We start from the raw sequence: 25,645 nt of genomic DNA on the forward strand, positions 1-25,645 counted from the left end.
GGGGCCGTGTCAGGCGGCATCGCGGAAATGCGGCAGGGGGTGCGCCACGTCGCCCTGGTAGAAGGCGTGGAAGCGGTCGAACTGGCGCTGGGCATCGGCCAGGTCCACGCCCTCGCGCAGCACCGCCACGTCGAAGCCGCAGCGCGCCATCTGCACGAGCTGGTCGATGAGCACGTCGCCCGTGGCGCGGATCTCGCCCGCGAACTGGCGGCGCTGGCGCAGCAGGCGCGCCTGGCTGTAGGCGCGGCCGTCGGTGAACTTCGGAAAGTGCAGGTCGATGCGGTCGATGCCGGCAAGGTCCTGCGCGAGCGGGTCGGCGTCGTTCGGCATTTCGAGCACGTTCTGGCCCGATGCCGTCGTCGAATGGTCGTGGGCAGCTATTATTTTCATAGTGTTTCTCGGTGGGGCGGCGCGGCCGGTCAGGCGGAAACGGCCTCGGCCGGGTGGCGCGCGGCATTGGCGGCGGCCTTGAAGGGCTCGATGCCGGCGCGGCGCACGGTGTCGATGAAGTGCTCGTGCTTCTGCCCACGCGCGCTGCCCGGCGCATCGGCCGGCAGCGGCTGGCGCTCGGCGCGGTAGGTGGCGAGCAGGGCCTCGATCACGCCCGGCACCTCGGACGCGCTGAACGACGGGCCGATGATCTTGCCGGGGATGGCCGGGCCCGAGAGGTCGGTGCCGTCGGCGCCGCCGAGCGTGATCTGGTACCACTCCTTGCCGTCCTTGTCGACGCCCAGGATGCCAATGTGCCCGCTGTGGTGGTGGCCGCAGGAATTGATGCAGCCGCTGATGTGCAGGTCGATCTCGCCCAGGTCCCACAGTTCGTCGAGGTCCTGGTAGCGCTCGGTGATCGCTTCGGCGATGGGCAGCGAACGCGCATTGGCCAGCGAGCAGAAGTCGCCGCCAGGGCAGGCGATCATGTCGGTGAGCAGGCCGATGTTGGGCTGGGCGAGGCCCAGCGCGCGCGCCTCTTCGTAGAGCGCGGGAAGCTGGTCGGCGCGCACCCAGGGCAGCACGAGGTTCTGCTCATGCGTCACGCGGGCTTCGCCGCAGGAGAAGCGGTCGGCCAGGCCGGCGGCGGCGTCCATCTGGTCGGCGGTGGCGTCGCCGGGCGCGTAGCCCACGCGCTTGAACGACAGCACCACGGCGCGCAGCAGCGGGTGGCGGTGCGGCAGCACGTTGCGCGTGAGCCAGCGCGCGAAGCCCTGGTCGCCCTCGGCGGCGGCGCGCAGCAGCGAGAGGGTCTGGCTCTCGGCATCCGCCCCGCCCAGGTCGGGCACGGGGTCGTGGAAGCACGCGGCCACGCGGTCGTATTCGTCCTGCGTGATGGTGTGGGGGCCGCCTTCCACCTCGACGATCTGGCGGAATTCCTCTTCCACCTGGTCGATGTAGGTCTGGCCTTCGGACTTCACGAGGATCTTGATGCGCGCTTTCCAGAGGTTGTCGCGGCGGCCGTACCGGTTGTAGACGCGGATCACCGCCTCCAGGTAATTCATGAGCTGGTTCCAGGGCAGGAACTCGCGCACCACGGGGCTGATGACCGGCGTGCGGCCCATGCCGCCGCCCACGCGCACCTGGAAGCCCAGTTCGCCAGCCTCGTTCTTCACCAGTTGCAGGCCCACGTCGTACCAGCCCAGGGCCGCGCGGTCTTCGCGCGCGCCGTTCAGCGACACCTTGAACTTGCGCGGCAGGAACGCGAACTCGGGGTGCAGCGTGCTCCACTGGCGCAGGATCTCGGCGAAGGGGCGCGGATCGGCGATCTCGTCGGCCGCGATGCCGGCCAGCGCATCGCTCGTGATGTTGCGGATGCAGTTGCCGCTGGTCTGGATGCCGTGCATGTGCACGGAGGCCAGCAGGTCCATCACGTCCGCGCTCTTGTCGAGCGGGATCCAGTTGTATTGCACGTTGGTGCGCGTGGTGAAGTGGCCGTAGCCGTATTGCAGGCGCGTGCCGATGCGGCGGCCGTCGGCCAGGGGAATGTCGCCGAGCTTCTCCTGCGTGGCCTGTGCCTCGGCCAGGAGCGCCTCGTCGGGGATGTCGTATTCGCGGGCGATGCGTGCCAGCACGCGCAGCTGGGCGCTGGACAGCTCGCCGTAGGGCACGGCCACGCGCAGCATGGGCGCGTAGCGCTGCACGTACCAGCCGTTCTGCAGGCGCAGGGGCTTGAACTCGTCGCCCGAGAGCTTGCCGGCGTTGAAGCGCTCCAGTTGGTCGCGGTACTGGTCCGCCCGCAGGCGGATGAACTGTTGGTCGAATTCTGTGTATTGGTACATGGTGGGGCAGTCAGATCAGAACCAGTTTGGCGCCCGCCCAGGCGAGCAGCACGGAGAGCGCGGAGCGTATGAGCCGCTCCGGCGCGCGGGTCACGAGGCGCGAGCCCAGCCAGATGCCGGGCAGCGAGCCGGCCAGCAACTGCAGCAGCAGCGGCCAGTCCACGGAGCCGAGCGTGGCGTGGCCCAGGCCGGCCACCAGCGTGAGCGGTACGGCGTAGGCGATGTCCGCCGCGATCACGCGCGGCAGCGGGAGCAGGGGGAACACCATCAGCAGCACGGTGACGCCGATCGCGCCGGCGCCCACGGAGGTGAAGGTGACCAGCGTGCCGATCACCGCGCCCAGCAGCACGGGCAGGCTCCAGTGGCGCGGGCGGTCTTGCGCATCGCCCTGCTGCTGCCGCGAGGCGCGTTCGGCCGCCTGCCGCGCGGGGGAGAACACGAAGGCCTTGTAGAGCATGGCCGCGGCCGTGAGCAACAGGGCCGCGCCCAGGGTGGTGGTCATGATGTGCTGCGCGGTGGCCGTCGCGGGCCCGATGGCGCGCAGCGCCCAGAGTGCCAGCAGCGCTGCCGGCAGGCTGCCCGCGCAGAGCAGGCCCACCACCCGCCACGGCACCAGGCGCTGGCGGGCCAGGCTCACGGTGCCCCCCATCTTGGTGAAGGCCGCGAACAGCAGGTCGGTGCCGATGGCCAGGTGCGGCTTCACGCCGAAGAAGAAAATGAGCACGGGCGTCATCAGCGAGCCGCCACCGACCCCGGTGAGGCCGACGATCAGGCCCACCGCGAATCCTGCAAAAACGAACGCCAAGTCATGCATGGGGCGTGACTGTAGGCGCTTCCCTTATGGTTTCAAACTATTGTTTGTTCCTGCCGGTATATCGATATATGTATATCGCTGTCCGTGCGCGGAGGGCGGCCACTGTGGCAGGGGACGGAGCGGCGGTGTCTGAACCGGCGAGGATGGGCGCCGCGAAGGCGTCGATGCCGGCCTTCGCTTATCGTCGGTACAGACCCTGCCCTCGGACCCGTCGCCTTTGCGCCCCGCCCCCATGACCGATACGCCCGCCAGCGCGCCACCCGCCAGTCCCGGAGATCCCGGCTTTTCGTTCCGCCGGATCGCCTTGCCGGCCTTCGGGCCTTCGCTGCTGTTCGGGCTGGGCGAGGGCGCCATCCTGCCGATCGTGCCGCTGCTGGCGCGGGAATTGGGCGCTTCGGTATCGATGGCGGCGTTCGTGGTGACGCTGATCGGGCTCGGTTCGCTGCTCAACAACATCCCCGCGTCGGTAATCACCATCCGCTGGGGCGAGCGGTGGGCCATCGTGGCTGCCGGCGTCTGGAGCGCGCTCGGCATGGCGCTGGCCGTGCTGCTGCCCGGCGTGGTGCCGCTCGCGATCGGTTGCTTCATGGTGGGCATGTCGCAGGCCGTCTACAACCTCGCGCGGCAGAGCTACCTCACCGAGGCGGTGTTGGCGGCCTACCGCGCGCGGGCCCTGTCCACGCTGGGCGGCGTGATGCGGATCGGCATGTTCATCGGCCCGTTCCTGTCGGCGGCGGCGGTGCATGCCTTCGGGCTGAAGGCGGCTTTCGGTGTGGGCATCGCCGGGGTGCTCGCTGCGGCGGCGATCGGGGCGCGGCTGCCGGACCTGCAGGCGCCGCCGCATCCCGAGGGCGCGCCCGCGCCGGCGCCGGTGGGCCTGGGCTCCATCCTCGCGGACCACCGCAAGGTGTTCCTGACACTGGGCCTGGGCGTGGCGCTGGTGAGCGCGGTGCGGGCGTCGCGCCAGGCGGTCATCCCGCTGTGGGCGGACCACCTGCTGCTGGCCCCGGCGGTCACGTCGATGGTCTACGGCATCTCCGGCGGCATCGAGATGCTGCTGTTCTATCCGGCCGGCCGCGTGATGGACCTGAAGGGCCGCCGCTGGGTGGCCGTGCCGTCGATGGCGATCATCGGCGTGGCGCTGCTGCTGATGCCGTTCACGACCGGCTTCGCCACACTGCTGGTCGCCGCCACGGCGATCGGCTTCGGCAACGGCATCGGCTCGGGCCTGATCATGACGCTGGGTGCGGACTTCGCTCCGCGCCACGGCCGCCCGTACTTCCTGGCGGTATGGCGTTTCCTCTCGGACGTCGGCGGCTCGTGCGGGCCGGCCTTGCTGTCGGCCCTGGTGGCCACGGCCTCCCTGGCGGGCGGTATCGCCGTCACCGGCCTGCTGGCGCTGGCGGCCGCGACGATGCTGGGCGTGTGGATCCCCGCGAAGACGGCGAAGGGGCCGCCGCGATGACCGCGGCCGCCGCCGCCCGGCTTCAGGCGCCGGGCAGCCGTTCGGTGGAGAGCGCCCGCGCCAGGCGCACATCCACCGGCAGCGGCTCGCCCGCCATGCGGGCAGCCAGCAGTTCGCCGCAGAGCTGCGACAGCGTGAGGCCCCGCGCGCCCATGGCGGCGCACACCCAGAGGCCGGGCCGGTCCACGGCGTCCACCGGCCCCACGAAGGGCAGGCGGTCGGGCGCGGTGCAGCGCACGGCCGCCCAGTGGCCGGGGGCGGCCGCCGGGCCGGCGATGGCGGGCGCGAGGCCTTCCGCAAGCGCGGGCAGCAGCCGCTCCAGCTTCGCGGCATTGGCCGCATGCGCTTCGGCCTGCTCCTGCGGCGTGGGCGGCAGCGCCGTCTGGCCACGCTCGAACGTGGAGCCCATCACCCAGACCGCGCTGTCCGGGCGGCCGGCGTGCGGCACCAGGTTGCCATGGCCATTGACGGGGAAGGGCGGCCAGGCCGCCGCGGGGCCCTGCGCCCGCAGCCCCCAGCTGACCTGTCCCCTCAAGGGATGGAGGGGGTAGCGTGCGGGCAGCCAGGGCCGGCTGCCGTAGCCAGCCGCGATGACGACCTGCGGCGCTGCGGCCAGCAACCCGCCGTCGTGGCCGAACGCCTGCCAGTGCGACGTGCCGTCCGGGGCGGCGGTGCGCTCCAGGCGCGCGACGGCGCTCCGGCCCCGCCATGCGATGGAGGGGTGGTCCAGCAGGGCGCGCACGAGCCGCGCAGGCCGGATCCATCCGCCGCGCGCGTGCCAGTAGGCGAGCGTTCCCGGCGGCAGGCCGGCAGCCGCCAGCGCTGCGGCATCGGCCAAGCGGCTCCATTCGGCAGCGGCGCCGCCGGCCCCATCGGCGGGCAGGCGGAGCTTGCCGTCCACCTCGTGCTCGAGCACGCCGCAGGCGCTCCAGTCCTCGCCCTCGGCGAGTGGGGCCAGGGCCTGCAACGTGGCCCGCACGCCGCCGCGCGACAGGCGTGAGAGCAGGCTGTCGTCGGGCGACACGTGCGGCGCGAACACCCCGGCGGGCAGCCCGGAGGCGCCCGCGGCCGGCTCCGCGGCCTCGTCCAATACCTGCACATCCCAGCCACGCCGCGCCAGGCTGGCCGCTGCGGCCGCGCCCGAGAGTCCGCCGCCGATCACCAGCGCCTGCGACGGCGCCTCCTGCACGCTGACATCGGGCAGTTCCTGCTGGGCGGGGCGGGGCTCCCAGGCCGGATCGAACACTGCCTGCAGGTTGGCGCGCTTGGGGGGCATTCCCGGCACCTTCTTCACCTGGAAGCCGCACTGCGCCAGCGCCTCGCGCACGGCGCCCGCCACGCACCACGTGGCCAGCCGCGTGCCCCGCCGGCAGCAGCGCGCCACGGCCTTGAGCGTGTGGGGCGACCAGAGGTCGGGGTTCGCGAGCGGGCTGAAGCCGTCCAGGTACACGGCATCGGCCACGGGCTGCTGCTGGCGCAGCATGGCCTGCGCATCGCCGATGTAGAGGGTGAGCAGGACGCGGCCGCCCTCGAAGGCGAGCCGGTGCACGCCCGGCAGCAGGCCCCAGTACTGCGCATGCAGGGCGCGGGACAGGGGGGCCAGTTCCGGCTGGCCCTCCAGCGCACGCCGCAGGTCCTCGGCGCCGACCGGATAGGCCTCGCAGGACACGAAGTGCAGCAGGCGGGGCCGGTCCGGATCGGCGCGCCATGCGGCCCAGGTCACGAGGAAATTGAGCCCGCAGCCGAAACCGGTTTCCAGCACCCGCCACTGCGCCTGGCCGGCCCACGCCTGCGGCAGGCCGCAGCCGCTCAGGAACACCCCGCGTGCCTGGTCGAGGCCGGTTTCGCTGTGGTAGCGGTCGCCGAACCGGGGGTTGTAGGGGATGCCGTCGGGGAGCCAGTCGATGGGTTCGGACATGCGGGCGATTGTCGATGCGTGGCCGGTGCCGCCTCGGCAAGGCGCAACCGTTTCGTTGCGCCGCATCAGAAGCCGGCGCCGGGAAAAACGAAGGCCCGGGAGCGCCGGGCCTGGAGGCGGCGGCCGGGGCCGCCACGGAATGCCTGCGGGCCTGTGCAGGCCGAGGTCAGGCGCTGGGCGGCACGTAGCCGGCCGCCGCGTCCGCACCGCCGCCGAAGAAGTGCTGCTCCATCTGGCGCGCCAGGTACTGCCGGGCGCGGGCATCGGCGAGATTCAGGCGGTTCTCGTTCACGAGCATGGTCTGGTGCTTGAGCCAGCCGGCCCATGCCTCCTTGCTCACGCTCTCGAAGATGCGCTTGCCCAGGTCGCCCGGGTACGGGGGAAAGTCGAGGCCTTCGGCTTCCTTGCCGAGCTTGATGCACTGGACGGTACGGGCCATGGGGGTGTGTTCCTTGTGGTGTCGAAAGAAGAGGGCGAATCGGTGCAGGGCGCTGGCGCTGGAGGGGCACGATCCCCCCGGTGGTGCGCCATGCTCCTTCAAGGCAGCCGACTCTACAGATGATTTGGATATTTAAAACTGAAATTTCAGTAGTTTCAGTTTTGAAGAGGGGCTTTCAGAATGCGGTGCATCGGTGCTCCACCGTTGCCGGATTCCCCTAGAAAGCCTTCCATGAACCTTCGCCGCGACTTTATCAAGTTTCCTGCCGCAGCCATCCTGGCCGGCGCCCTTGCCGCCATCGGCGCACCGGTCTTCGCGCAGCAGCCCGTGCAGTTGCTGAACGTGTCGTACGACCCGACCCGCGAGTTGTACGTCGAGTACAACCAGGCCTTCGCCAAGTACTGGAAGGGCAAGTCCGGGCAGGACGTGCAGGTCAAGCAATCGCACGGCGGCTCGGGCAAACAGGCCCGCTCGATCATCGACGGCATCGATGCCGACGTGGCCACGCTGGCCCTGGGCGGCGACATCGATGCGCTGGTGAAGAACGGCGGCCTCGTCAAGGCCGATTGGCAGAAGCGCCTTCCGCACAACTCCGCCCCCTACACGTCCACCATCGTGTTCCTCGTGAAGAAGGGCAATCCCAAGGGCATCAAGGACTGGGACGACCTCATCAAGCCCGGTGTGCAGGTGATCACGCCCAACCCCAAGACCTCCGGCGGTGCCCGCTGGAACTACCTGGCCGCCTGGGAATTCGCCAAGCGCAAGTACGGCGGTGACGACAAGGCCAAGGAGTTCGTGGGCAACCTCTACAAGAACGTGCCCGTGCTGGACACCGGCGCGCGCGGCTCCACCATCACCTTCGTGCAGCGCGGCGTGGGCGATGTGCTGCTGGCCTGGGAGAACGAGGCCTTCCTCGCGCTCAAGGAATTCGGCGCCGACAAGTTCCAGATCGTGGCCCCGTCGCTCTCCATCCTGGCCGAGCCCAGTGTGTCGGTGGTGGACAAGGTGGTCGACAAGAAAGGCACGCGCGCCGTGGCCGAGGAATACCTGAAGTACCTGTACTCCGACGAAGGGCAGGACATCGCCGGCAAGCACTTCTACCGCCCGACGAGCGAAAAGGCCAAGGCCAAGTACGACCAGCAGTTCCCCAAGCTCACGCTGGTCACCATCGACCAGGCGTTCGGCGGCTGGGGCAAGGCCGACAAGGACCATTTCGCCGACGGCGGCAGCTTCGACCAGATCTACACGAAGAAGTAAGCCGCATCCCGCGACGCCACCCTCCGCCCGACCGAGAGAGACCCGATCCATGTCCGTACTCCTGATCGCCGGCAGCCCATCCGAGCGCTCGCGCTCGGCCGCGTTGCTGGACGCCGTCTCCCTGCGGCTGTCGGTGCGCGGCACGGCGGTGCATCGCCTGCACATCCGCGATCTGTCGCCGCAGGCGCTGCTGCTGGCCGATACCGGCCACCGGTCCATCGCCCAGGCGGTGGACCGGGTGGCGCAAGCCACCGCGCTGGTGGTGGCCACGCCCGTCTACAAGGCGGCCTACAGCGGCGTGCTGAAGGTCTTCCTCGACCTGCTGCCGCAGACGGCGCTCAAGGGCAAGGCGGTGCTGCCGCTCGCCACGGGCGGCAGTCCCCACCACATGCTGGCGCTCGACTACGCGCTGCGGCCCGTGCTGCAGTCGCTGGGTGCCAAGCACATCCTGCCCGGCGTGTACGCGACCGATGCGCAGGTCACACTGACGCCCGAAGGGGCCTACGACGTCGGCCGGGACATCTCCGACCGGCTCGACGAAGCGCTCGACCAGCTCGTGAACGAGGTGCTGCGTTCCGCGCCCGTGCAGGCCACGCGCTTCCCGCCGGTGCCTTTCTCGCAGGTGCGATGTAGCGTCTGACACGCCCCCGGCCGCAGCCGCCTTGCGGTCCCGCGGCCGCCGGGCGCGGCAATTCCCTGTTTTCTTCCCCTTTTCTCGTCTTTCTCACCGTCTCACGGGGCCGGTGCGGCGTTGCCGCACGCCGGGCGGAGCCTTGCCTGCGCACCGCCCCTGGCCGACCCACTCAAGGAGTTTCCGCATGGGCCTGTTCATCGATTCCGCCGACCGCACCGATTCCGCAGCCTCCGCTGGCACGGCAGATACCTCGCGCCGCCAATGGCTGGCCGCGGGCCTGGGCACCGCAGCGTTGGCCGCGGTGCCCGCCTGGGCCCAGCAGCCGGGGGGCGACCGCGTGCTGCGGGTGGGCCACCAGAAGGGCTGGCTGTCGCTGCTCAAGGCCCGTGGCACGCTCGAGAAGCGGCTGGCCCCGCTGGGTGCCAAGGTGACGTGGACCGAGTTCAACGCGGGCCCCGTGCAGCTGGAGGCGCTGAACGTCGGCGCCATCGATTTCGGCGACGTGGGCGAGGCCCCTCCGATCTTCGCCCAGGCCGCCGGCGCGCCGCTCGTCTATGCCGGCGCCACGGTGCCGCGCCCGGCCGTGGAGGCGCTGGTGGTGCCCAAGGGCTCCGCCATCCGCAGCGTGGCCGATCTGAAGGGCAAGCGCGTGGCCTACAACAAGGGCTCCAACGTGCATTACTTCCTGGTCAAGCTGCTCGAAAAGCACGGCCTGCAATACCGCGACGTGCAGTCGGTCTTCCTGGCGCCGCCCGATGCCCGCGCGGCCTTCGAGCGCGGCGCGGTCGATGCCTGGGTAATCTGGGACCCGTTCCTCGCCTCCGCAGAGAAGACGCTCGGCGCCCGCGTGCTGGCCGATGCCACGGGCGTGGCGAACAACCGGGCGTTCTATTTCACGTCGCGCGATTTCGCCACCCGCAACGCCGATGTGCTGCGAATCGCCATCGACGAGGTCAACGCCGTCGATACCTGGATCTCGCGCAACAAGAGTGAAGCCGCGGCCGAGCTGTCGCAGGTGCTGGGCCTGGACCGCTCCATCACGGAGCTGTTCGTGGGCCGCGTGGGCTACGGCACGCGCGTGGTGACCCGGGAGATCCTGGCCGAGCAGCAGGCCATCGCGGACACCTTCTTCGACCTGAAGCTGATCCCCAAGAAGCTCAACGTGCTGCACGCGGCCCCGGTGGATCTGTCGTGAACCCCCGCCGTACCCGCCCGAGGAGCCCAGCTATGTCCATCCTGTCCACGCCTGCCGCCCTGGCCCACCGCGCGCGGCGCCTGCTGCGGGTCACGGCCCGCGCCTGGGGCATCGAGCCGCCGCCCGCGCGCTCGGCCCCGCCCCGCCGCACGCCCGTGGCCTGCGCGCCGGCCCGCCGGCCGCTGGCCGCCGCGGCGCAGGCCCCCTGCGCCCGCCCGGCGCCGTACTTCGCCATTTCGTACTGAGGCCGCGGCGCGCCCCGGCCAGTCCGTCCGTTCGTCCATCCCCATCGCACCGCGGGAGATACGCATGCAAGTTTTCTGGTTCATTCCCACCCACGGCGACAGCCGCTACCTCGGCACGTCCGAAGGCGCGCGCCCGGTCGACCACGACTACCTCAAGCAGGTGGCGGTGGCGGCCGACAGCCTGGGCTACGAAGGGGTGCTCATTCCCACGGGGCGCTCGTGCGAAGACCCCTGGGTGGTCGCCTCCAACCTCGCCGCGGTGACGCAGCGCCTGAAGTTCCTCGTGGCCGTGCGCCCCGGGCTGCACCAGCCGTCCCTGGCTGCGCGCATGGCCGCCACCTTCGACCGCCTCTCGAACGGGCGCCTGCTGATCAACCTCGTCACCGGCGGCGACCGGGCCGAACTGGAAGGCGACGGCGTATTCCTGGACCATGCGCAGCGCTATGCGCAGTCGGCCGAATTCATCCGCATCTGGCGCGAGATCCTGGCGCGCAGCCATGCCGGGGAGAGCTTCGACTACGAAGGCGAGCACCTCACCGTGAAGGGCGCCAAGCTGCTCTATCCGCCGCTGCAGAACCCCTATCCACCCGTGTATTTCGGCGGGTCGTCCGACGCGGCGCACGACCTGGCCGCCGAGCAGGTGGACGCCTACCTCACCTGGGGCGAGCCGCCCGCGGAAGTGGCGCGCAAGGTGGCCGATGTGCGCGAGCGCGCAGCGCGCCACGGCCGCACGGTGCGCTTCGGCATCCGGCTGCATGTGATCGTGCGGGAGACCGATGCCGCGGCCTGGGCCGCCGCGGAAGACCTCATCAGCCGGGTCACCGACGACACCGTGGTGCAGGCGCAGGCGGTGTTCGCCCGCATGGATTCCGAGGGCCAGCGCCGCATGGCCGCGCTGCACGCCGGAGGCGCGCGGCGCAGCCGCGCCGACCTGGAGATCAGCCCCAACCTCTGGGCCGGCGTGGGCCTGGTGCGCGGCGGCGCGGGCACGGCGCTGGTGGGCGATCCGCAGACCGTGGCGGCGCGCATGCAGGAATACGCGGACCTCGGCATCGACACCTTCGTGCTCTCGGGCTACCCCCACCTGGAGGAGGCCTACCGGTTCGCCGAACTCGTGTTTCCGCTTCTGCCGCTGGAGACGCGCCAGCGCATCGCCGGCACCGGTGGCCTGGCGCGGCCGCTGACCGGGCCGTTCGGCGAGATCGTGGGCAACCAGTACGCGCCGCGCACGCCGAGCACGCCGAGCACGCCGCGCGCATCGCAGAGCTGACAGCGGGCACAGGAGCACAACGCATGGCCATCCATTCCATCAACCACGTCCAGCTGCCGTTCCCTGCGGGCGCAGAGGGCGAGATCCGCGACTTCTACGCCGGGCTGCTGGGCCTGGCCGAAGTGACCTATCCGGCCGAGAACGCGCTGCATTTCGCGGCCGGCAACCAGCGCATCGCGCTCGTGCCCACGGCCCGCTGGCAACCCGCGCCGGTGGCCTCCCACCTGGCCTTCGAAGTGGACAACCTGCCCGAGCTGCGCGGCCGGTTGCTGCAGGCCGAACTGGCGGTGGTGGAAAACCGTTCGCTGCCCGGCTACCTGCGCTTCTACGTGAAGGACCCCGCGGGCAACCAGCTCGAATTCCTCGAAGCCGACGCCGAAGCAGGGGCCCTGGCATGACCGCCCGCGAACTCTCCCCGGCCGTGCGGGAGCTGCAGGTGTCCGCGGCCACCGACACGCTCGAGGCCCCCGGCGCCGGCCTGCCCGCGCCGCTGCGCCGCTGGGCTGTGGCGGTGGGACAGCGGCTGCTGCCCTGGCTGGTGCCAGTGGCGCTGATCGCCGCCTGGCAGGTGGCTTCGGCCCAGGGCTGGCTGTCCAGCCGCGTGCTGCCCGCGCCTTCCGACGTGCTCAAGGCTGCCTGGGTGCTGGCCGAATCCGGCGAGCTGTGGACGCATGTGAAGGTGAGCGCCGGCCGCGCGCTCACCGGTCTGGCCATCGGCGGCGGGCTGGGCCTGCTGCTGGGCCTGCTCACCGGCTCGCTGCGCTGGGCCGAGACGCTGCTCGATTCCACCGTGCAGATGGTGCGCAACATCCCGGCGCTGGCGCTCATCCCGCTGGTGATCCTGTGGTTCGGCATCGACGAATCCGCCAAGCTCTTCCTGATCGCGGTGTCGGTGTTCTTTCCCATCTACCTCAACACCTTCCACGGCATCCGCAACGTGGACCCCGGCCTGATCGAGATGGGCCGCACCTACGGGCTGTCGCGCTGGCAGCTCTACCGCGAGGTGATCCTGCCGGGTTCGCTGTCGTCGATCCTCGTGGGCCTGCGCTTCTCGCTGGGACTCATGTGGGTCATCCTCATCGTCGCGGAGACCATTTCGGCGCAGGCCGGCATCGGCTACCTCACGATGAACGCGCGCGAGTTCCTGCAGACCGACGTGGTGCTGGTGGGCATCCTGCTCTACGCGCTGCTGGGCAAGCTGGCCGATGTGTTCGCCCGCGGGCTGGAGCACTGGTGGCTGCGCTGGCATCCCGGTTACCAGGCCAAGGGCTGAGACAGGAGCACGCCATGCAACGCCATCGATCCGTTCCGCCCGCCGCAGCGCGGCCCACGCGCCGCGCGGTGCTCGCCGCAGCGGGCGCAGCTGCCGTCGCCGCCACCCTCGGGCCGCTGGCCGCGCGTGCGCAGGCGCAGCCGGCGCCGGCGGCCGTGCGCATCGGCTACCAGAAGTCGTCCACGCTCACGGTGGTGCTGAAGGCGCAAGGCGCGCTGGAGGCCCGGCTCGCGCCGCTGGGCGTGAAGCCCACCTGGCATGAGTTCACCAGCGGCCTGCCGCTGCTGGAGGCGCTGAACCTGGGGCACATCGATTTCAGCGCCGACGTGGCCGACACCGTGCCCGTCTTCGCGCAGGCCGCGGGCGCCCGGGTCACCTTCGTGGCGCAGGAAGCGCCGTCGCCCACGGCACAGGCCATCCTGGTGCGGGCCGATTCGCCGCTGCGCTCCGTGGCGGAGCTGAAGGGCCGGAAGGTGGGCTTCGCCAAGGCGGCCGGTGCGCACTACCTGCTGCTGGCCGCGCTGGAGAAGGCCGGACTGTCGCTGCGGGACATCGAGCCCGCCTACCTCACGCCGGCCGATGGCCGCGCCGCGTTCGAGCGCGGCGCCATCGACGTCTGGGTGGTCTGGGACCCGTTCCTCTCGGCCGCGCAGCGGCAGTCGAATGCGCGCGTGCTGGCCGACGGCGAAGGCCTGGCGTCGTACCAGCGCTATTACCTGGCCGGCACCGACTACGCGCAGTCCCGCGCCGACGTGGTGCGGGCGCTGTATGCCGAGCTGGAGCAGGCGGGCCGGTGGGTGAAACAGAACCCGCGCGATGCCGCGCAGCTGCTCGCGCCGATCTGGGGCCTGGATGCCGCCGTCGTGCTCCAGGCCAATGCCCGGCGCAGCTACGCGGTGCGGCCCGTGGTGCCGGCGGGGCTGGCCGAGCAGCAGCGCATCGCCGATGCCTTCTTCGCCGAAAAGCTGCTCCCGCGCCGCGTGGACACGCTGCAGGCATCGCCCCTCTTTCCGATCGGAGCCTGATTCCCATGACCGCTGTCTCCTCGACCCCTCCCTCCGATGCCGCACCCGGCGGCGTGCGCCTGCAGGCCCGGGGTCTCACCAAGCGCTACGGCGCACGCGAAGTGCTGCGCAATGCGCAGCTCACCGCGGAGCCGGGCGAATTCATCGCCATCGTGGGCCGCAGTGGATGCGGCAAGAGCACGCTGCTGCGCCTGGTGGCGGGGCTGGAATCGGCGAGCAGCGGCGCGCTGGAGGTCGATGGCCGGCCCGTGGCCGGCCTGCACGGCGATACGCGGATCATGTTCCAGGAAGCGCGCCTGCTGCCCTGGCGCCGCGTGCTGGACAACGTCACGCTGGGCCTGCCGGCCTCGGCGCGCGAGCGCGGGCAAGAGGTGCTGGCGCAGGTGGGCCTGGCCGACCGTGCCGGGGAATGGCCCGCGCGCCTGTCGGGCGGTCAGCGCCAGCGCGTGGCCCTGGCGCGCGCGCTCGTGCACCGGCCCCGCCTGCTGCTGCTCGACGAGCCGCTCGGCGCGCTCGACGCGCTCACCCGCATCGAGATGCACCGCCTCATCGAGGGCCTGTGGCAGCGCCACCGCTTCACGGCGCTGTTGGTCACCCACGACGTGCAGGAAGCCGTTGCCCTGGCCGACCGCGTGGTGCTGATCGAAGACGGCCGCATCGCGCTCGACGAACGCGTCGGGCTGCCCCGGCCCCGGTCGCACGGGGACGCGGCCTTCGCGGCCCTCGAAAAACGCATCCTGGACCGCGTGCTGCAGAAACCCGCGTCCCCGGAGGCGGAGGAGGGCGGCGGCACCGGCAGCGGATCGGGCGGCTGGCCGGGCGTGCCGGCGCACGGCCTGCGCTGGGCCATCTGAACCCGCGACGCCTGATTTTTTTTATTCCTTTCTTTTTTCGTCTTTTTCTTTTCCAACCCACCACAGGAGCTACCCAGCATGTCCATCCAAGCCATCAATGTGCGCAACCAGTTCAAAGGCAAAGTGCGCGAGATCATCCGCGGCGACGTGGTCTCGGAAGTCGATGTCGAAACCCCGTGGGGCATCGTCACCTCGGTCATCACCACCCGCTCGGTGGACGATCTCGGCCTGCAGGTCGGCTCGGACGTGGTGGCGCTGGTGAAGTCGACCGAAGTGTCGATCGCCAAGCTCTGATGCGCCGGCGCTTTTCCTTTTCCCCTGCCGCACCGGAGTCCGACACCATGCCCGCCAGTTCCCATCCCACCCGCCGCACCCTGCTCGCGCGCTCGCTGGCCTGTGCCGCCGCGCTGCCGATGGCCGGCTGGGCGCCGGTGGCACGGGCGGCCGGCTCGCCCGTGCCGGATTCGGCCCGCATCCTCGTGGGCTTCGGCGCCGGTGGCGGTATCGATCTGCTGGGCCGCACCGTGGCCGAGCGCATCGGGCCGCTGCTGGGCCCCGGCCACCATGTGATCGTGGACAACCGGCCCGGCGCCGGCGGGCAGATCGCGGCGCAGGCGCTGCTGGGCGCGCCCGCCGATGGCGCGACCTACCTGCTCGCGCCGCTCATCACGCCGGTGCTGTCGCAGATCGTCTACCGCAAGCCGGGCTACGACCCCGCCACCGACTTCGCGCCCGTGGGGCTGGTCGCGCATTTCCAGTTCGCGCTGGCGGTGCCGGCCAGCCACCCCGCGAAGACGGTGGGCGAATTCATCGCCTGGCTGCGCGCCAACCCCGGCCAGGCCAATTTCGGGAGCCCGGCCACGGGCAGCCTGCCGCATTTCTTCGGGCTGCTGCTCGGCAGCGCCGCCAAGGTGGACATCGTGCACTTGGCCTACAAGGGCGGCGCGCCGATGCTGAACGACCTGGCCGGCGGCCAGCTCAGCTCCGCCATCCAGACCACCACGGAGTTGCTGCCGCTGCACCGCCAGGGGCGCATCCGCATCCTGGGCACCTTTTCCGACAAGCGCACGCGCGAGCTGCCGGAGGTGCCCACCTTCGCGGAGTCCGGCTACCCGCGCGCCGTGGGCAGCGGCTGGTACAGCCTCTGGGCGCGCAGCAGCACGCCGCCCGCGGCCGTGGCGGCCGTCAACCGTGCGCTCAACACCGCGCTCGCCGCGCCCGAGGTGCGCGCCCGGCTTCTCGAACTGGCGCTGGAGCCCGATCCGCGCACGCCTGCGCAGCTCGAAGCGCTGCGCGTGGCCGAAATCGCCAAATGGCGCCCGGTGGTGGAGGCATCGGGCTTCGTCGCCGATGCCTGACGCCACGCCGTGCCGGTTGCGGCGCGGCGGCCCCTGCGGGCAAGGTTTGATCAAAAAGGCCTCCATGCCGCCGTGAAAATTGCATGGAGCGCTCATAAAAACATAGCAAAAGACCCTCTGACTGACGACGACGGAATATGAACTTCCAGCAACTGCGCTCCGTGCGCGAGGCCGTTCGCTGCGGCTTCAACCTGACCGACGTGGCCCACATGCTCCACACCTCGCAACCCGGCGTGAGCCGGCAGATCCGCGAGCTGGAGGAGGAGCTGGGCCTGGAAATCTTCGTGCGCGTGGGCAAGCGCCTCACGGGGCTGACGCCGCCGGGGGCGACGCTGCTGCCCATCGTCGAGCGCCTGCTGCTGGAGGCCGAGAACCTCAAGCGCGCGGGCCACGACTACCGCGCGAGCGGCGAGGGGCGGTTGTCCATCGCCGCCACCCACTCCCAGGCCCGCTATGCGCTGCCGCAGGTGATCCGCGACTTCCGCGCGCTGTTCCCGCAGGTGTCGCTGCACCTGCACCAGGGCTCGCCGCGGCAGGTGGCCGAGATGCTGCAATCGGGCGAAGCCGACATCGGCGTGGCGACCGAGGCGCTCGCGGGCTACGGCGACCTCGTCACGCTGCCGTGCTACCGCTGGTCGCACAGCATCGTCGTGCCGCCGGAGCACCCGCTGCTCGACCTGCCGGATCCACCCACGCTGCAGCAGCTCGCGCGCTTCCCGATCGTGACCTACGAGCTGGGCTACACCGGCCGCGCCCACATCGACGAGGCCTTCGCGCGCGAAGGGCTGCAGCCCGACGTGGTGCTCACGGCCATGGACGCGGACGTCATCAAGACCTATGTGGAGCTGGACATGGGCGTGGGCATCGTCGCCTCGATCGCGGTGGACCCCGAACGCGACCGCCACCTGCGCATGATCGACGCGCGCCATCTCTTCGAGGTCAACCTCACGCGGCTGGGCCTGCGGCGCGGCAGCTGGCTGCGCGGCTACGCCTATCGTTTCATCGAGACCTTCGTGCCCACGCTCACGCGCGAAGCGGTGGATGAGGCGCTGCGCAGCGAGGCCTGACCGCCGGCCAGTCCGCCGCGCGGTCTTCAGCGCTGCGCCAGGATCCAGCGCGCGAGCGACCGCGCCTCGTCCTCGCCGATGCGGGGATGCCGGGGCATGAGGGCCCGGCCCCACGCGCCCGCGCCGCCGTTGCGGATCTTGCCCGCCAGGTGGGCCTCGGCACCCTTGTCGCCACGGTAGCGCTCGGCGATCTGCGCGAAACCCGGGCCCACGTACGTGCGCACCATCGCATGGCAGCGCATGCACCCGTGCTCGCGCACGCTGTCGCCGCCGGCGTCCGCTCGGGCAGCTGCGGGCAGCGCCAGCGCGGCGACAAGCGCCAGGGCCGGCGCGCCTCGGCGGCGGGCGGTGGAATGCAGGGGCGGCAGTGGCATGGCGAACGGCGGTGGGGGCAGGGCGGGCGTGCCCTGGGGCGAATGCGGAGGGGGCGGGCGGCCAGTATGCCGCGCTGCGCGGGGTGCCCCGCACATCGTCGGTTTGCGCATAACGAAGCGCGATCTTGTCGCTTAACGCCCGCTGCGGCGGTCCCTACAGTGGACTCCACCCCGCCGCACACCGGCAGGGCGCCACCACCGGACAGAACACCGCATTGCCGAAAGGACGAGGGATGACCACCGCTGAACGCACCGCCACCACGACACGCGCCCGACCGCGCAACGCGCCCTGGCGCCAGAGCCTGCACCGGGCCGCCTGGGGCGCCACGCTGGCGCTGTGCGGCGCGGCGGCCACGGCAGCCACCCCCGTCCCCGACGGCCCGCTGGTCAGCACCGAGTGGCTCGCGCAGAACCTCGACAACGCGCGGGTGCGCATCGTCGAGGTCAGCGTCAACCCCGGCCTCTACGAGCGTGCCCACGTGCCCGGCGCGGTCAACTTCTCGTGGCACAACGACCTGAACGACAAGGTGCGCCGCGACATCGTGGGCAAGGAAGCGTTCGAGGCGCTGCTGTCGCGCTCCGGCGTCGCGGCCGACACCACGGTGGTGCTCTACGGCGACACCAACAACTGGTTCGCCGCCTGGGGCGCCTGGGTGTTCGACATCTATGGCGTGAAGAACGTCAAGCTGCTCGACGGCGGCCGCAAGAAGTGGGAGGCCGAGAGCCGCCCCCTCAACAACCGGGTCCCCGAATACACGGCCACCACCTACCGCGTGACGGCGCCCAACCCGCAACTGCGCGCCCGGCTGGCCGACACGCTGGCCGTGGCCGAAGGCCGCAGCGACGCGAAGCTGGTGGACATCCGCTCCGCCGACGAATTCTCCGGCAAGGTCTTCGCGCCACCCGGCGTGCCCGAGCTGTCGCTGCGCGCGGGCCACGTGCCCGGCGCCGTGAACGTGCCCTGGGGCCATGCGGTGCGCGAGGACGGCACCTTCAAGTCCGCCGACGAACTGCGCAAGCTCTACGCGGCGGCGGGCGTGGATGGCAGCAAGCCCGTCATCACCTACTGCCGCATCGGCGAGCGCTCCAGCCACACCTGGTTCGCGCTGAGCAAGATCCTGGGCTACCAGGTGCGCAACTACGACGGCTCGTGGACCGAATACGGCAACGCCGTGGCCGTGCCCATCAACAACCCGGCCGGCACGGTCTGGGCATCGAAATGACGCACGGCATGCGGGCGCGCTTCCCCGGCGCCCTGCATGCCGGCAGCGCCACGGTCCCCCAGGGACCGGCGCCGCGAAAAGTTTGTCAGTAGGGGGTCTCTTTTGACAGCCCGCCTCCCGCGGGCTTTTTTTGTTTCCGAAGGGCCGCAACGCGGCAGTGGGAGGGGGAGATGGCATCGACGGTAATGGCACGGCCGGGCGCGCGGCCGGGTGGAGTGGCCGGCGTGGCGGGCCCGGTGGTTTCGGTGGCGCTGCTGGCCGGCATCGCGGCAGCCGCCCAGGCGCTGTCGCAGGGCGTGCCGGGTGGGCGCACGCTCGCCTTCGCGCTGCTGGCCGGGGCGCTGCTGGGCCTGGTGCTGCAGCGGTCGCGGTTCTGCTTCTACTGCCACGCACGCGATGCGTTCGAAGGCGGCGATCCGCGCGGCCTGCTGGCCATCCTGCTCGCGCTGGCCGTGGGCGCCGTCGGCAGCACGGTGGTGCTGGGCAGTTGGGTGGCCGCCCCGGCGCCCGGCCAGTTGCCGCCCGACATGCACGTCGGGCCCGTGAGCGCGGCGCTGGTCGCGGCGGGGCTCGCCTTCGGCGCGGGCATGGTGGTCTCGGGCTCGTGCATCAGCGCGCACTGGTACCGGCTGACCGAAGGCTCGCCCGTGGCTCCGTTCGCGCTGCTGGGCTCGGCGCTCGGCTTCCTGCTGGGGTTCCGCACGTGGAACCCGCTCTACACCCTCACCATCGCCGATGCACCCGTGGTCTGGCTCCCGGCCCACCTGGGCTACGGCGGCGCGCTGGCCCTGGAGCTGGCGGTGCTGGGCACCGCGGCGGCGCTGCTCTGGCGCGGCTACGCACGGCGGCAGGCCGGCGTGCCTGCCGTGGCGGATGTCCCGCGGGCGGTGCCCACCCTGGGCGACGTGTGGCGCCGCCTCTGGACCGGCCGCTGGGCGTACTGGTCGGGCGGGTTGGCCGTGGGGCTGATCGCGGCGTTCGTCATCGTGCGCATGCGCCCGCTCGGCGTCACCGCCACGCTGGGCGGCGCGGCCCGCGCGCTCGGCACGGAATGGGGCTGGGTGCCCGCGCGCCTGGAGGGGCTCGACAGCCTCGGCGGCTGTGCCACGGCCCCGCAGGCGCAGTGGCTTACGCCCAATGCGGCGCTGCTGGCCGGCATCGTGGCCGGTGCGTTCGTCGCGGCACTGGCCAGCCGGCAGTTTGCCCCGCGCTGGCCGACGCTGCGCGATGCCGCACGCGGGCTGGCCGGCGGCGTGCTGCTGGGCTGGGGCGCCATGACCGGCCTGGGCTGCACCATCGGCACGCTGCTGTCGGGCAGCATCGCGGGCGCGCTGTCGGGCTGGGTGTTCGGCGCCGCGGTGCTGGTGGCGGTGTGGGCCGGCCTGCGCGTGCAGGCGGCGTTGCGCCGCGGCCGATAGCCCGCGCGCCCCGCAGGGGACCGCCGCCTGCCGGGCTCCGCGGCCGGCGCTCCGGCAGTGCTGCATCCCGGTTTTGAAGCGTTTTGTGCTCCATGCCGCCGGATCCATTGAATACTTTGCTATTGATTTGATAGTGAATGCATGCCGGCCCTCCGCGTGCCCCGCGCGGTTTGGCGGCGTTGGCTGACGCGGTGGCCCCTCGCCGCCGGGCCACCATGCGGTGCGCGCCCGCGTTGCGGGCCGCGGAAGCGGCGGCGTCCAGCCCCGGCTTCCACTCTCCACCTGAACCACACATCCCATGGCATCCAAAGAGAAGGAAGAAGCCCCGGCGTCCGCCGCCGCGGCAGAGCGCGAGGAAAAGGCCCGGCTCGCCCTGTGCGCGGCCGGCCCGCACGGAGAGATGGAACTGGCGTCCGTCACCATCGGCGAGTACAGCCTGGAGCTGCGCGATGGCGACGGCTACGTGGGCGACAACGCCAGCCGCACGGCCTTCCGGCACATGCTCGACGCGTGGCGCACGGTGTATGCCGACATGGCCGGCAAGGACCCGCTGGGCGACAAGCCCACGCGCGAGATCAGCAAGCAGCGGCTGGATGCGATGTTCGAGAAGGACGGCTCCGCCGCCCGCACCATCGAAGCCGCCTCGGAAGACTACGCGCAGCAGTTCGCGCACGTGGTGCAGCAGTTCCTGCAGCACAAGACCTGGAAGGGCGTCGAGCGCGTGATCGTGGGCGGCGGCTTCCACCAGAGCGAGGTGGGCGGCCGCGCGATCGCCCGTGCGTCGGAACTGCTGGCAGCCGAGCTCAAGCACAAGAAGAAAGACCCGGTGGAGCTGCGCCTGCTGCACCACCACGCCGACGAAGGCGGCCTGATCGGCTGGGTGCACCTCGCCCCGCCCGCCCTGCTGCAGAGCTACGACGCGATCCTGGCGGTGGACATCGGCGGCACGAACGTGCGCTGCGGCATCGTGCAGACGCACCTGCACTCGGCGCCCGACATGTCCAAGGCCGAGGTGCTGCGCCGCGAGAAATGGGGCCATGCCGACGACGAGCCGCGCCGCGACGAACTCGTGGAAGGCATCGCCGGCATCCTCGAAGAGCTGGTGGAGCATGCGCAAAAGCGCGGCCTGGGCCTGGCGCCGTTCGTGGGCGTGGCCTGCCCGGGGCTGGTCTGCGAAGACGGCTCGCTCGCGGGCGGCACGCAGAACCTGCCGGGCAACTGGGAGAGCATCCGCTTCCACCTGCCGCGCGACCTGTGCGAGCGCCTGCCCACCATCGGCGGAGGCCGCACGCAGGTCTGCCTGCACAACGACGCCGTGGTGCAGGGCCTCTCGGAGCTGCCCTTCACGCAGGACGTGGAGCGGTGGGCCGTGCTCACCGTGGGCACGGGCCTGGGCAACGCGAGCTACACCAACCGCCACCCGCAGCGGCCCCGGCGCTGACGGGGCGCGGACCGGGCGCCCATGCGCCGCGCGGGGCCGGGCCGCGCGGCCGCCGGGAGGGCGGGCCCGGCTCGATAGAATCACGGGTTACGTCTTCATATTCCCGCGGCTGCGCCCGGCGCAGCGCACGCACCTACAGGCTCGCGCCCCTTCCGCCCATGACGAAACCGACCCCGCCGTCGTCCGTTGCCGACATCCGCAAGAGTTTTCTGGACTTCTTCGCATCCAAGGGCCACACCGTGGTGCCGTCCAGCCCGCTGGTGCCGGGCAACGACCCCACGCTGATGTTCACCAACTCCGGCATGGTGCAGTTCAAGGACGTGTTCCTGGGCACCGACAAGCGCCCCTACGTGCGTGCCACCTCCGTCCAGGCCTGCCTGCGTGCCGGCGGCAAGCACAACGACCTGGAGAACGTGGGCTATACGGCGCGCCACCACACTTTCTTCGAAATGCTGGGCAACTGGTCGTTCGGCGACTACTTCAAGCGCGAATCGCTGAAGTGGGCCTGGGAGCTGCTCACCGAGGTGTACGGCCTGCCCAAGGAGCGGCTGCTGGCCACGGTCTACGCCGAGGACGACGAGGCCTACGACATCTGGACGAAGGAGATCGGCCTGCCGCCCGAGCGCGTGATCCGCATCGGCGACAACAAGGGCGGCCGCTACAAGTCCGACAACTTCTGGATGATGGCCGACACCGGCCCCTGCGGCCCGTGCTCCGAGATCTTCTACGACCACGGCCCGCACATCCCCGGCGGCCCCCCGGGCAGCCCCGATGAAGATGGCGACCGCTTCATCGAGATCTGGAACAACGTGTTCATGCAGTTCGACATGGCCGAGGACGGCTCCGTCACGCCGCTGCCCGCGCCCTGCGTGGACACCGGCATGGGCCTGGAGCGCCTGGCCGCCATCCTGCAGCACGTGCATAGCAACTACGAGATCGACCTGTTCGACGCGCTCATCCGCGCGGCCGGTCGCGAGACGGGCGTGGCCGATCTGGCCACGCCGTCGCTCAAGGTCATCGCCGACCACATCCGCGCCACCGCGTTCCTCGTGAGCGACGGCGTGATCCCCAGCAACGAAGGCCGCGGCTACGTGCAGCGCCGCATCGTGCGCCGCGCCATCCGCCACGGCTACAAGCTGGGCCGCAAGACGCCGTTCTTCCACAAGCTGGTCAAGGACCTCGTCCTGCAGATGGGCGATGCCTACCCGAAGCTGCGCGAGCAGGAGCAGCGCATCACCGAGGTGCTCAGGACCGAGGAAGAGCGTTTCTTCGAAACGCTTGGCAATGGCATGGTAATTCTTGAGCAATCTATAGAAGAAGCGACAGTTCAGGCCAAACGCCGCTTTAGCTCTTCTAATAGAAAAGAAATCGGGGAACTCATTCCTAAAATTCCTGGCGAAGTTGTTTTCAAGCTGCACGACACCTACGGCTTCCCGCTCGACCTGACCAACGACGTGTGCCGCGAGCGCGGCGTGTCGGTGGACGAGGAGGGCTTCCGCTCCGCGATGGAGCGGCAGAAGGCACAGGCCCGCGCGGCCGGCAAGTTCAAGATGGACAAGGCCCTCGACTACGCGGGCGAGGCCAACCGCTTCAGCGGCTACGACGGCCTGACCGAGAGCGCGAAGGTCGTCGCCATCTACGTGGACGGCACCAGCGCCCAGGTGCTGGAGGCCGGCCAGAGCGGCGTGGTCGTGCTGGACAACACCCCCTTCTACGCCGAGAGCGGCGGACAGGTGGGCGACCAGGGCGTGATCCAGGCGGGCGGCGCGCGCTTCGCGGTGGACGACACGCTCAAGATCCGCACCGACGTGTACGGCCACCACGGCCGCCTGGAGGCCGGCGCGCTGCGCGTGGGCGATGCCGTGCAGGCCGAGGTGAATGCCTCGCTGCGCCTGGCCACCATGCGCAACCACTCGGTCACGCACATCATGCACAAGGCCCTGCGCGAAGTGCTGGGCAGCCACGTGCAGCAGAAGGGCTCGCTCGTGAACGCCGAGCGCACGCGCTTCGACTTCGCGCACAACGCACCGCTCACCGACGCGCAGATCCGCGATATCGAGCAGCGCGTGAATGCCGAAATCCTCGCCAACACGCCCACCGATGCGCGCGTGATGGACATCGAATCCGCCCAGAAGACGGGTGCGGTCATGCTGTTCGGCGAGAAGTACGGCGAGACCGTGCGCGTGCTCGACATCGGCACCAGCCGTGAACTCTGCGGCGGCACGCACGTGGCGCGCACGGGCGACATCGGCCTCTTCAAGGTCGTGGCCGAGGGCGGCGTGGCCGCGGGCGTGCGCCGCATCGAGGCCGTGACGGGCGCGGGTGCGCTGGCCTATCTGCAGCAGCTCGAAGACACCGTGACGAAGGCCTCGGGCGCGCTGCGCGCTCCGGCGTCGGAACTCACGGGCCGCATCGGGCAGGCGCTGGACCAGCTCAAGGCGCTGGAGCGCGAAGTGGCGGCCCTCAAGGGCAAGCTCGCTTCCAGCCAGGGCGACGAACTGGCCGGCCAGGCCGTGGAGGTCAAGGGCCTGAAGGTGCTGGCAGCCACGCTGCCCGGCGCCGATGCCAAGACGCTGCGCGACACCATGGACAAGCTCAAGGACAAGCTCAAGACCGCCGCCATCGTGCTGGCGGCCGTCGATGGCGACAAGGTGCAGATCGCCGCGGGCGTGACCGCCGACAGCACGGGCCGGGTCAAGGCCGGCGAGCTGGTCAACTTCGTTGCGGGCCAGGTGGGCGGAAAGGGCGGCGGCAAGGCCGACATGGCCATGGCCGGCGGCACCAACCCGGCGGCGCTGCCGGCCGCGCTGGCCGCCGTGGCCGGCTGGGTGGGCGAGCGCGCCTGAGACGGGGCATCGGGGCGCGGCGGCCTGCCGCGTGCCGGCCTGGCTGGCCCGGCCCCCGGGCCAGGGCACGTCGATGGACAGGCAGGCGCCGCCCACGCGCGCCAGAAAGCACAAAGCCCGCTGACGCGGGCTTTGTGCTTTCTGGCCGGGAGAGCACGCCGCGTGGCGGGCGGCTCCGTTCAGAAGAGTTCGACGTCATCGTTCGCGACCTTGGTGTGCAGGTGGCCGTCGCGCACCAGGTCGTCGTAGTAGCACACGCGGTTGCGGCCGTTTTCCTTGGCGTAGTAGAGGGCCTGGTCGGCCTGGCCCAGGATTTCCACGGGCGCGCCGCGGTCGGTGTTGGCGAAGCCCAGGCTCACCGTGACCTGCCCGACCTGCGGGAACCGGTACTCCTGCACGGCGGTACGGAACCGGTTGAAGACCTTGTGCGCGGTGGTGAGCGTGGTGGAGCGCAGCAGCACCACGAATTCCTCGCCACCGAAACGGAAGATGCGGTCGTGGCTGCGGAACGAACTGCGCAGGATGTTGGCGATCAGGATGAGCACCTCGTCGCCGTACAGGTGCCCGAAGCGGTCGTTCACCTGCTTGAAGTGGTCGATGTCCACCACGGCCAGCCAGTGCTGAGGCGGCTCGCCGCGCAGCGCGGGATCGGGCTCGGGGTGCATGCTCTCGGCCGGCAGGGTGCCGCTCGGCACGCCGGCGCGCCGGGCGAACTGCTCGTCGAAGGTCTTGCGGTTGAAGAGGCCCGTGAGCGCGTCGCGCTCGCTGTAGTCGAGCAGGCTCTGGTAGTTCTGGTAGACGAAGAACACGCTCTGGATCACGTCGAGCTTGTGGGCTGCGAAGGGCCGCGACTGCGTGACCTCGATGCAGGCGTGCACCTGGTCGTGCAGCCACACGGGCATCCAGAGCATGTATTCGCCGCGCCGCACCGACTGCAGGCCGTGCTGCTCGCGGCGCACGATGCATTCCTGCAGGGCCGGATAGTCCGACAGCGGCTTGCGGCGCGGATCGGCCGGCGCCTCCCAGTCGCTCGTGACCATCTGCCCGTTCTCGTGCCAGGTGCGTGGCCGCACGTAGGCCTCTCCGCCCGACTGGAAGACCTCCAGCGCGCGCACGGACTTGATCGAAGGCAGCTTCTGCAGCGTCGAGAGCACCGACACTTCCAGCCGCAGGTGGTCGCGGTGGCCGGTCATTTCGACCAGGTTGTCGAGGATGGGCTTCATGGAATGGTGGGTGCGTGGCGTTGCGGAATGCAGAGG

The 25,645-nt window shown here is 70.9% G+C and carries 24 protein-coding genes; 17 read left to right on the forward strand and 7 right to left on the reverse strand.

The window, feature by feature from the left end; genetic code table 11:
- Positions 1-9: 9 nt before the first annotated feature.
- The 3 genes from BM144_RS08200 to BM144_RS08210 are packed head-to-tail and all read right to left on the reverse strand — an operon-like array spanning position 10 to position 3,084.
- Entirely contained in the window at positions 10-390 is a 381-nt protein-coding gene (locus tag BM144_RS08200) for a DUF934 domain-containing protein (RefSeq protein WP_092950968.1), read from the reverse strand.
- A gap of 29 nt (positions 391-419) precedes the next feature.
- Complete coding sequence (locus BM144_RS08205; protein ID WP_092950970.1) at positions 420-2,270, reverse strand: nitrite/sulfite reductase; 1,851 nt, start codon at positions 2,268-2,270, stop codon at positions 420-422.
- 10 nt (positions 2,271-2,280) lie between these two features.
- Complete coding sequence (locus BM144_RS08210) at positions 2,281-3,084, reverse strand: sulfite exporter TauE/SafE family protein (protein WP_092950972.1); 804 nt, start codon at positions 3,082-3,084, stop codon at positions 2,281-2,283.
- A gap of 232 nt (positions 3,085-3,316) precedes the next feature.
- Between BM144_RS08210 and BM144_RS08215 the strand changes: the two genes are divergently transcribed.
- Positions 3,317-4,549, forward strand: a complete 1,233-nt coding sequence (locus BM144_RS08215; RefSeq protein WP_092950974.1) for an MFS transporter — start codon at positions 3,317-3,319, stop codon at positions 4,547-4,549.
- A gap of 22 nt (positions 4,550-4,571) precedes the next feature.
- Here the strand turns inward: BM144_RS08215 and mnmC are convergent, their stop codons facing one another.
- Both mnmC and BM144_RS08225 read right to left on the reverse strand, forming a co-directional pair.
- Complete coding sequence (mnmC, locus tag BM144_RS08220; RefSeq protein ID WP_092951145.1) at positions 4,572-6,467, reverse strand: bifunctional tRNA (5-methylaminomethyl-2-thiouridine)(34)-methyltransferase MnmC2/FAD-dependent 5-carboxymethylaminomethyl-2-thiouridine(34) oxidoreductase MnmC1; 1,896 nt, start codon at positions 6,465-6,467, stop codon at positions 4,572-4,574.
- Between the two features lie 166 nt (positions 6,468-6,633).
- Positions 6,634-6,906, reverse strand: a complete 273-nt coding sequence (locus BM144_RS08225; RefSeq protein ID WP_092950976.1) for an oxidative damage protection protein — start codon at positions 6,904-6,906, stop codon at positions 6,634-6,636.
- 231 nt (positions 6,907-7,137) lie between these two features.
- Here BM144_RS08225 and BM144_RS08230 point away from each other — a divergent pair, with 231 nt between their 5' ends.
- The 12 genes from BM144_RS08230 to BM144_RS08285 all read left to right on the forward strand — a co-directional run bounded on the left by BM144_RS08230 (position 7,138) and on the right by BM144_RS08285 (position 17,084).
- Positions 7,138-8,163 (forward strand): sulfate ABC transporter substrate-binding protein, encoded by a 1,026-nt coding sequence (locus tag BM144_RS08230; RefSeq protein ID WP_092950978.1) that lies wholly within the window; start codon positions 7,138-7,140, stop codon positions 8,161-8,163.
- Between the two features lie 49 nt (positions 8,164-8,212).
- Positions 8,213-8,803, forward strand: a complete 591-nt coding sequence (gene ssuE, locus BM144_RS08235) for an NADPH-dependent FMN reductase (protein WP_092950980.1) — start codon at positions 8,213-8,215, stop codon at positions 8,801-8,803.
- Between the two features lie 190 nt (positions 8,804-8,993).
- On the forward strand, positions 8,994-9,992 hold the full coding sequence (locus tag BM144_RS08240; RefSeq protein WP_434802657.1) for a sulfonate ABC transporter substrate-binding protein: 999 nt from the start codon (positions 8,994-8,996) through the stop codon (positions 9,990-9,992).
- Positions 9,993-10,024: 32 nt separating this feature from the next.
- Positions 10,025-10,237, forward strand: coding sequence for a hypothetical protein (locus BM144_RS08245; RefSeq protein ID WP_092950984.1), 213 nt, complete (start codon positions 10,025-10,027; stop codon positions 10,235-10,237).
- Positions 10,238-10,301: 64 nt separating this feature from the next.
- A complete protein-coding gene (gene ssuD / locus BM144_RS08250; protein WP_092950986.1) occupies positions 10,302-11,507 on the forward strand; it encodes an FMNH2-dependent alkanesulfonate monooxygenase in 1,206 nt (401 codons plus the stop codon).
- Positions 11,508-11,530: 23 nt separating this feature from the next.
- Entirely contained in the window at positions 11,531-11,905 is a 375-nt protein-coding gene (locus BM144_RS08255) for a VOC family protein (protein ID WP_092950988.1), read from the forward strand.
- Positions 11,902-12,780, forward strand: coding sequence for an aliphatic sulfonate ABC transporter permease SsuC (gene ssuC / locus BM144_RS08260; RefSeq protein ID WP_092950990.1), 879 nt, complete (start codon positions 11,902-11,904; stop codon positions 12,778-12,780). The genes BM144_RS08255 and ssuC overlap by 4 nt, the downstream gene beginning before the upstream one ends.
- Positions 12,781-12,794: 14 nt before the next feature.
- Positions 12,795-13,805 carry an aliphatic sulfonate ABC transporter substrate-binding protein gene (locus BM144_RS08265; RefSeq protein WP_092950992.1) on the forward strand — a complete coding sequence of 337 codons (1,011 nt, stop codon included), beginning with the start codon at positions 12,795-12,797 and terminating at the stop codon, positions 13,803-13,805.
- Between the two features lie 5 nt (positions 13,806-13,810).
- Positions 13,811-14,659, forward strand: coding sequence for an ATP-binding cassette domain-containing protein (locus BM144_RS08270; RefSeq protein ID WP_092950994.1), 849 nt, complete (start codon positions 13,811-13,813; stop codon positions 14,657-14,659).
- A 78-nt stretch (positions 14,660-14,737) separates the two neighbouring features.
- Positions 14,738-14,953, forward strand: a complete 216-nt coding sequence (locus BM144_RS08275) for a TOBE domain-containing protein (RefSeq protein ID WP_011796117.1) — start codon at positions 14,738-14,740, stop codon at positions 14,951-14,953.
- A 47-nt stretch (positions 14,954-15,000) separates the two neighbouring features.
- A complete protein-coding gene (locus BM144_RS08280) occupies positions 15,001-16,017 on the forward strand; it encodes a tripartite tricarboxylate transporter substrate-binding protein (protein ID WP_092950996.1) in 1,017 nt (338 codons plus the stop codon).
- Between the two features lie 137 nt (positions 16,018-16,154).
- Entirely contained in the window at positions 16,155-17,084 is a 930-nt protein-coding gene (locus BM144_RS08285; RefSeq protein WP_092950998.1) for a CysB family HTH-type transcriptional regulator, read from the forward strand.
- Between the two features lie 26 nt (positions 17,085-17,110).
- Here the strand turns inward: BM144_RS08285 and BM144_RS08290 are convergent, their stop codons facing one another.
- Positions 17,111-17,458 (reverse strand): c-type cytochrome, encoded by a 348-nt coding sequence (locus BM144_RS08290; protein ID WP_092951000.1) that lies wholly within the window; start codon positions 17,456-17,458, stop codon positions 17,111-17,113.
- A 233-nt stretch (positions 17,459-17,691) separates the two neighbouring features.
- Between BM144_RS08290 and BM144_RS08295 the strand changes: the two genes are divergently transcribed.
- From BM144_RS08295 to alaS, 4 genes are all read left to right on the forward strand, one after another.
- Positions 17,692-18,681: a sulfurtransferase gene (locus tag BM144_RS08295; RefSeq protein ID WP_092951002.1), complete on the forward strand. Its 990-nt coding sequence runs from the start codon at positions 17,692-17,694 to the stop codon at positions 18,679-18,681.
- Between the two features lie 170 nt (positions 18,682-18,851).
- Positions 18,852-20,099 carry a YeeE/YedE family protein gene (locus BM144_RS08300; RefSeq protein WP_245783583.1) on the forward strand — a complete coding sequence of 416 codons (1,248 nt, stop codon included), beginning with the start codon at positions 18,852-18,854 and terminating at the stop codon, positions 20,097-20,099.
- Between the two features lie 298 nt (positions 20,100-20,397).
- Positions 20,398-21,540: an ROK family protein gene (locus BM144_RS08305; protein WP_092951004.1), complete on the forward strand. Its 1,143-nt coding sequence runs from the start codon at positions 20,398-20,400 to the stop codon at positions 21,538-21,540.
- A 158-nt stretch (positions 21,541-21,698) separates the two neighbouring features.
- The gene (gene alaS, locus BM144_RS08310; protein WP_092951007.1) at positions 21,699-24,386 is read left to right on the forward strand and encodes an alanine--tRNA ligase; all 2,688 of its coding nucleotides are present in this window, start codon (positions 21,699-21,701) and stop codon (positions 24,384-24,386) included.
- Between the two features lie 179 nt (positions 24,387-24,565).
- On the opposite strand, the gene BM144_RS08315 is transcribed toward alaS, so the two are convergent.
- Entirely contained in the window at positions 24,566-25,609 is a 1,044-nt protein-coding gene (locus BM144_RS08315; RefSeq protein ID WP_092951009.1) for a GGDEF domain-containing protein, read from the reverse strand.
- Between the last annotated feature and the right edge of the window lie 36 nt (positions 25,610-25,645).

The sequence above is a fragment of the Paracidovorax konjaci genome (assembly GCF_900112675.1).
Taxonomy (GTDB): Bacteria; Pseudomonadota; Gammaproteobacteria; order Burkholderiales; family Burkholderiaceae_C; genus Paracidovorax; species Paracidovorax konjaci.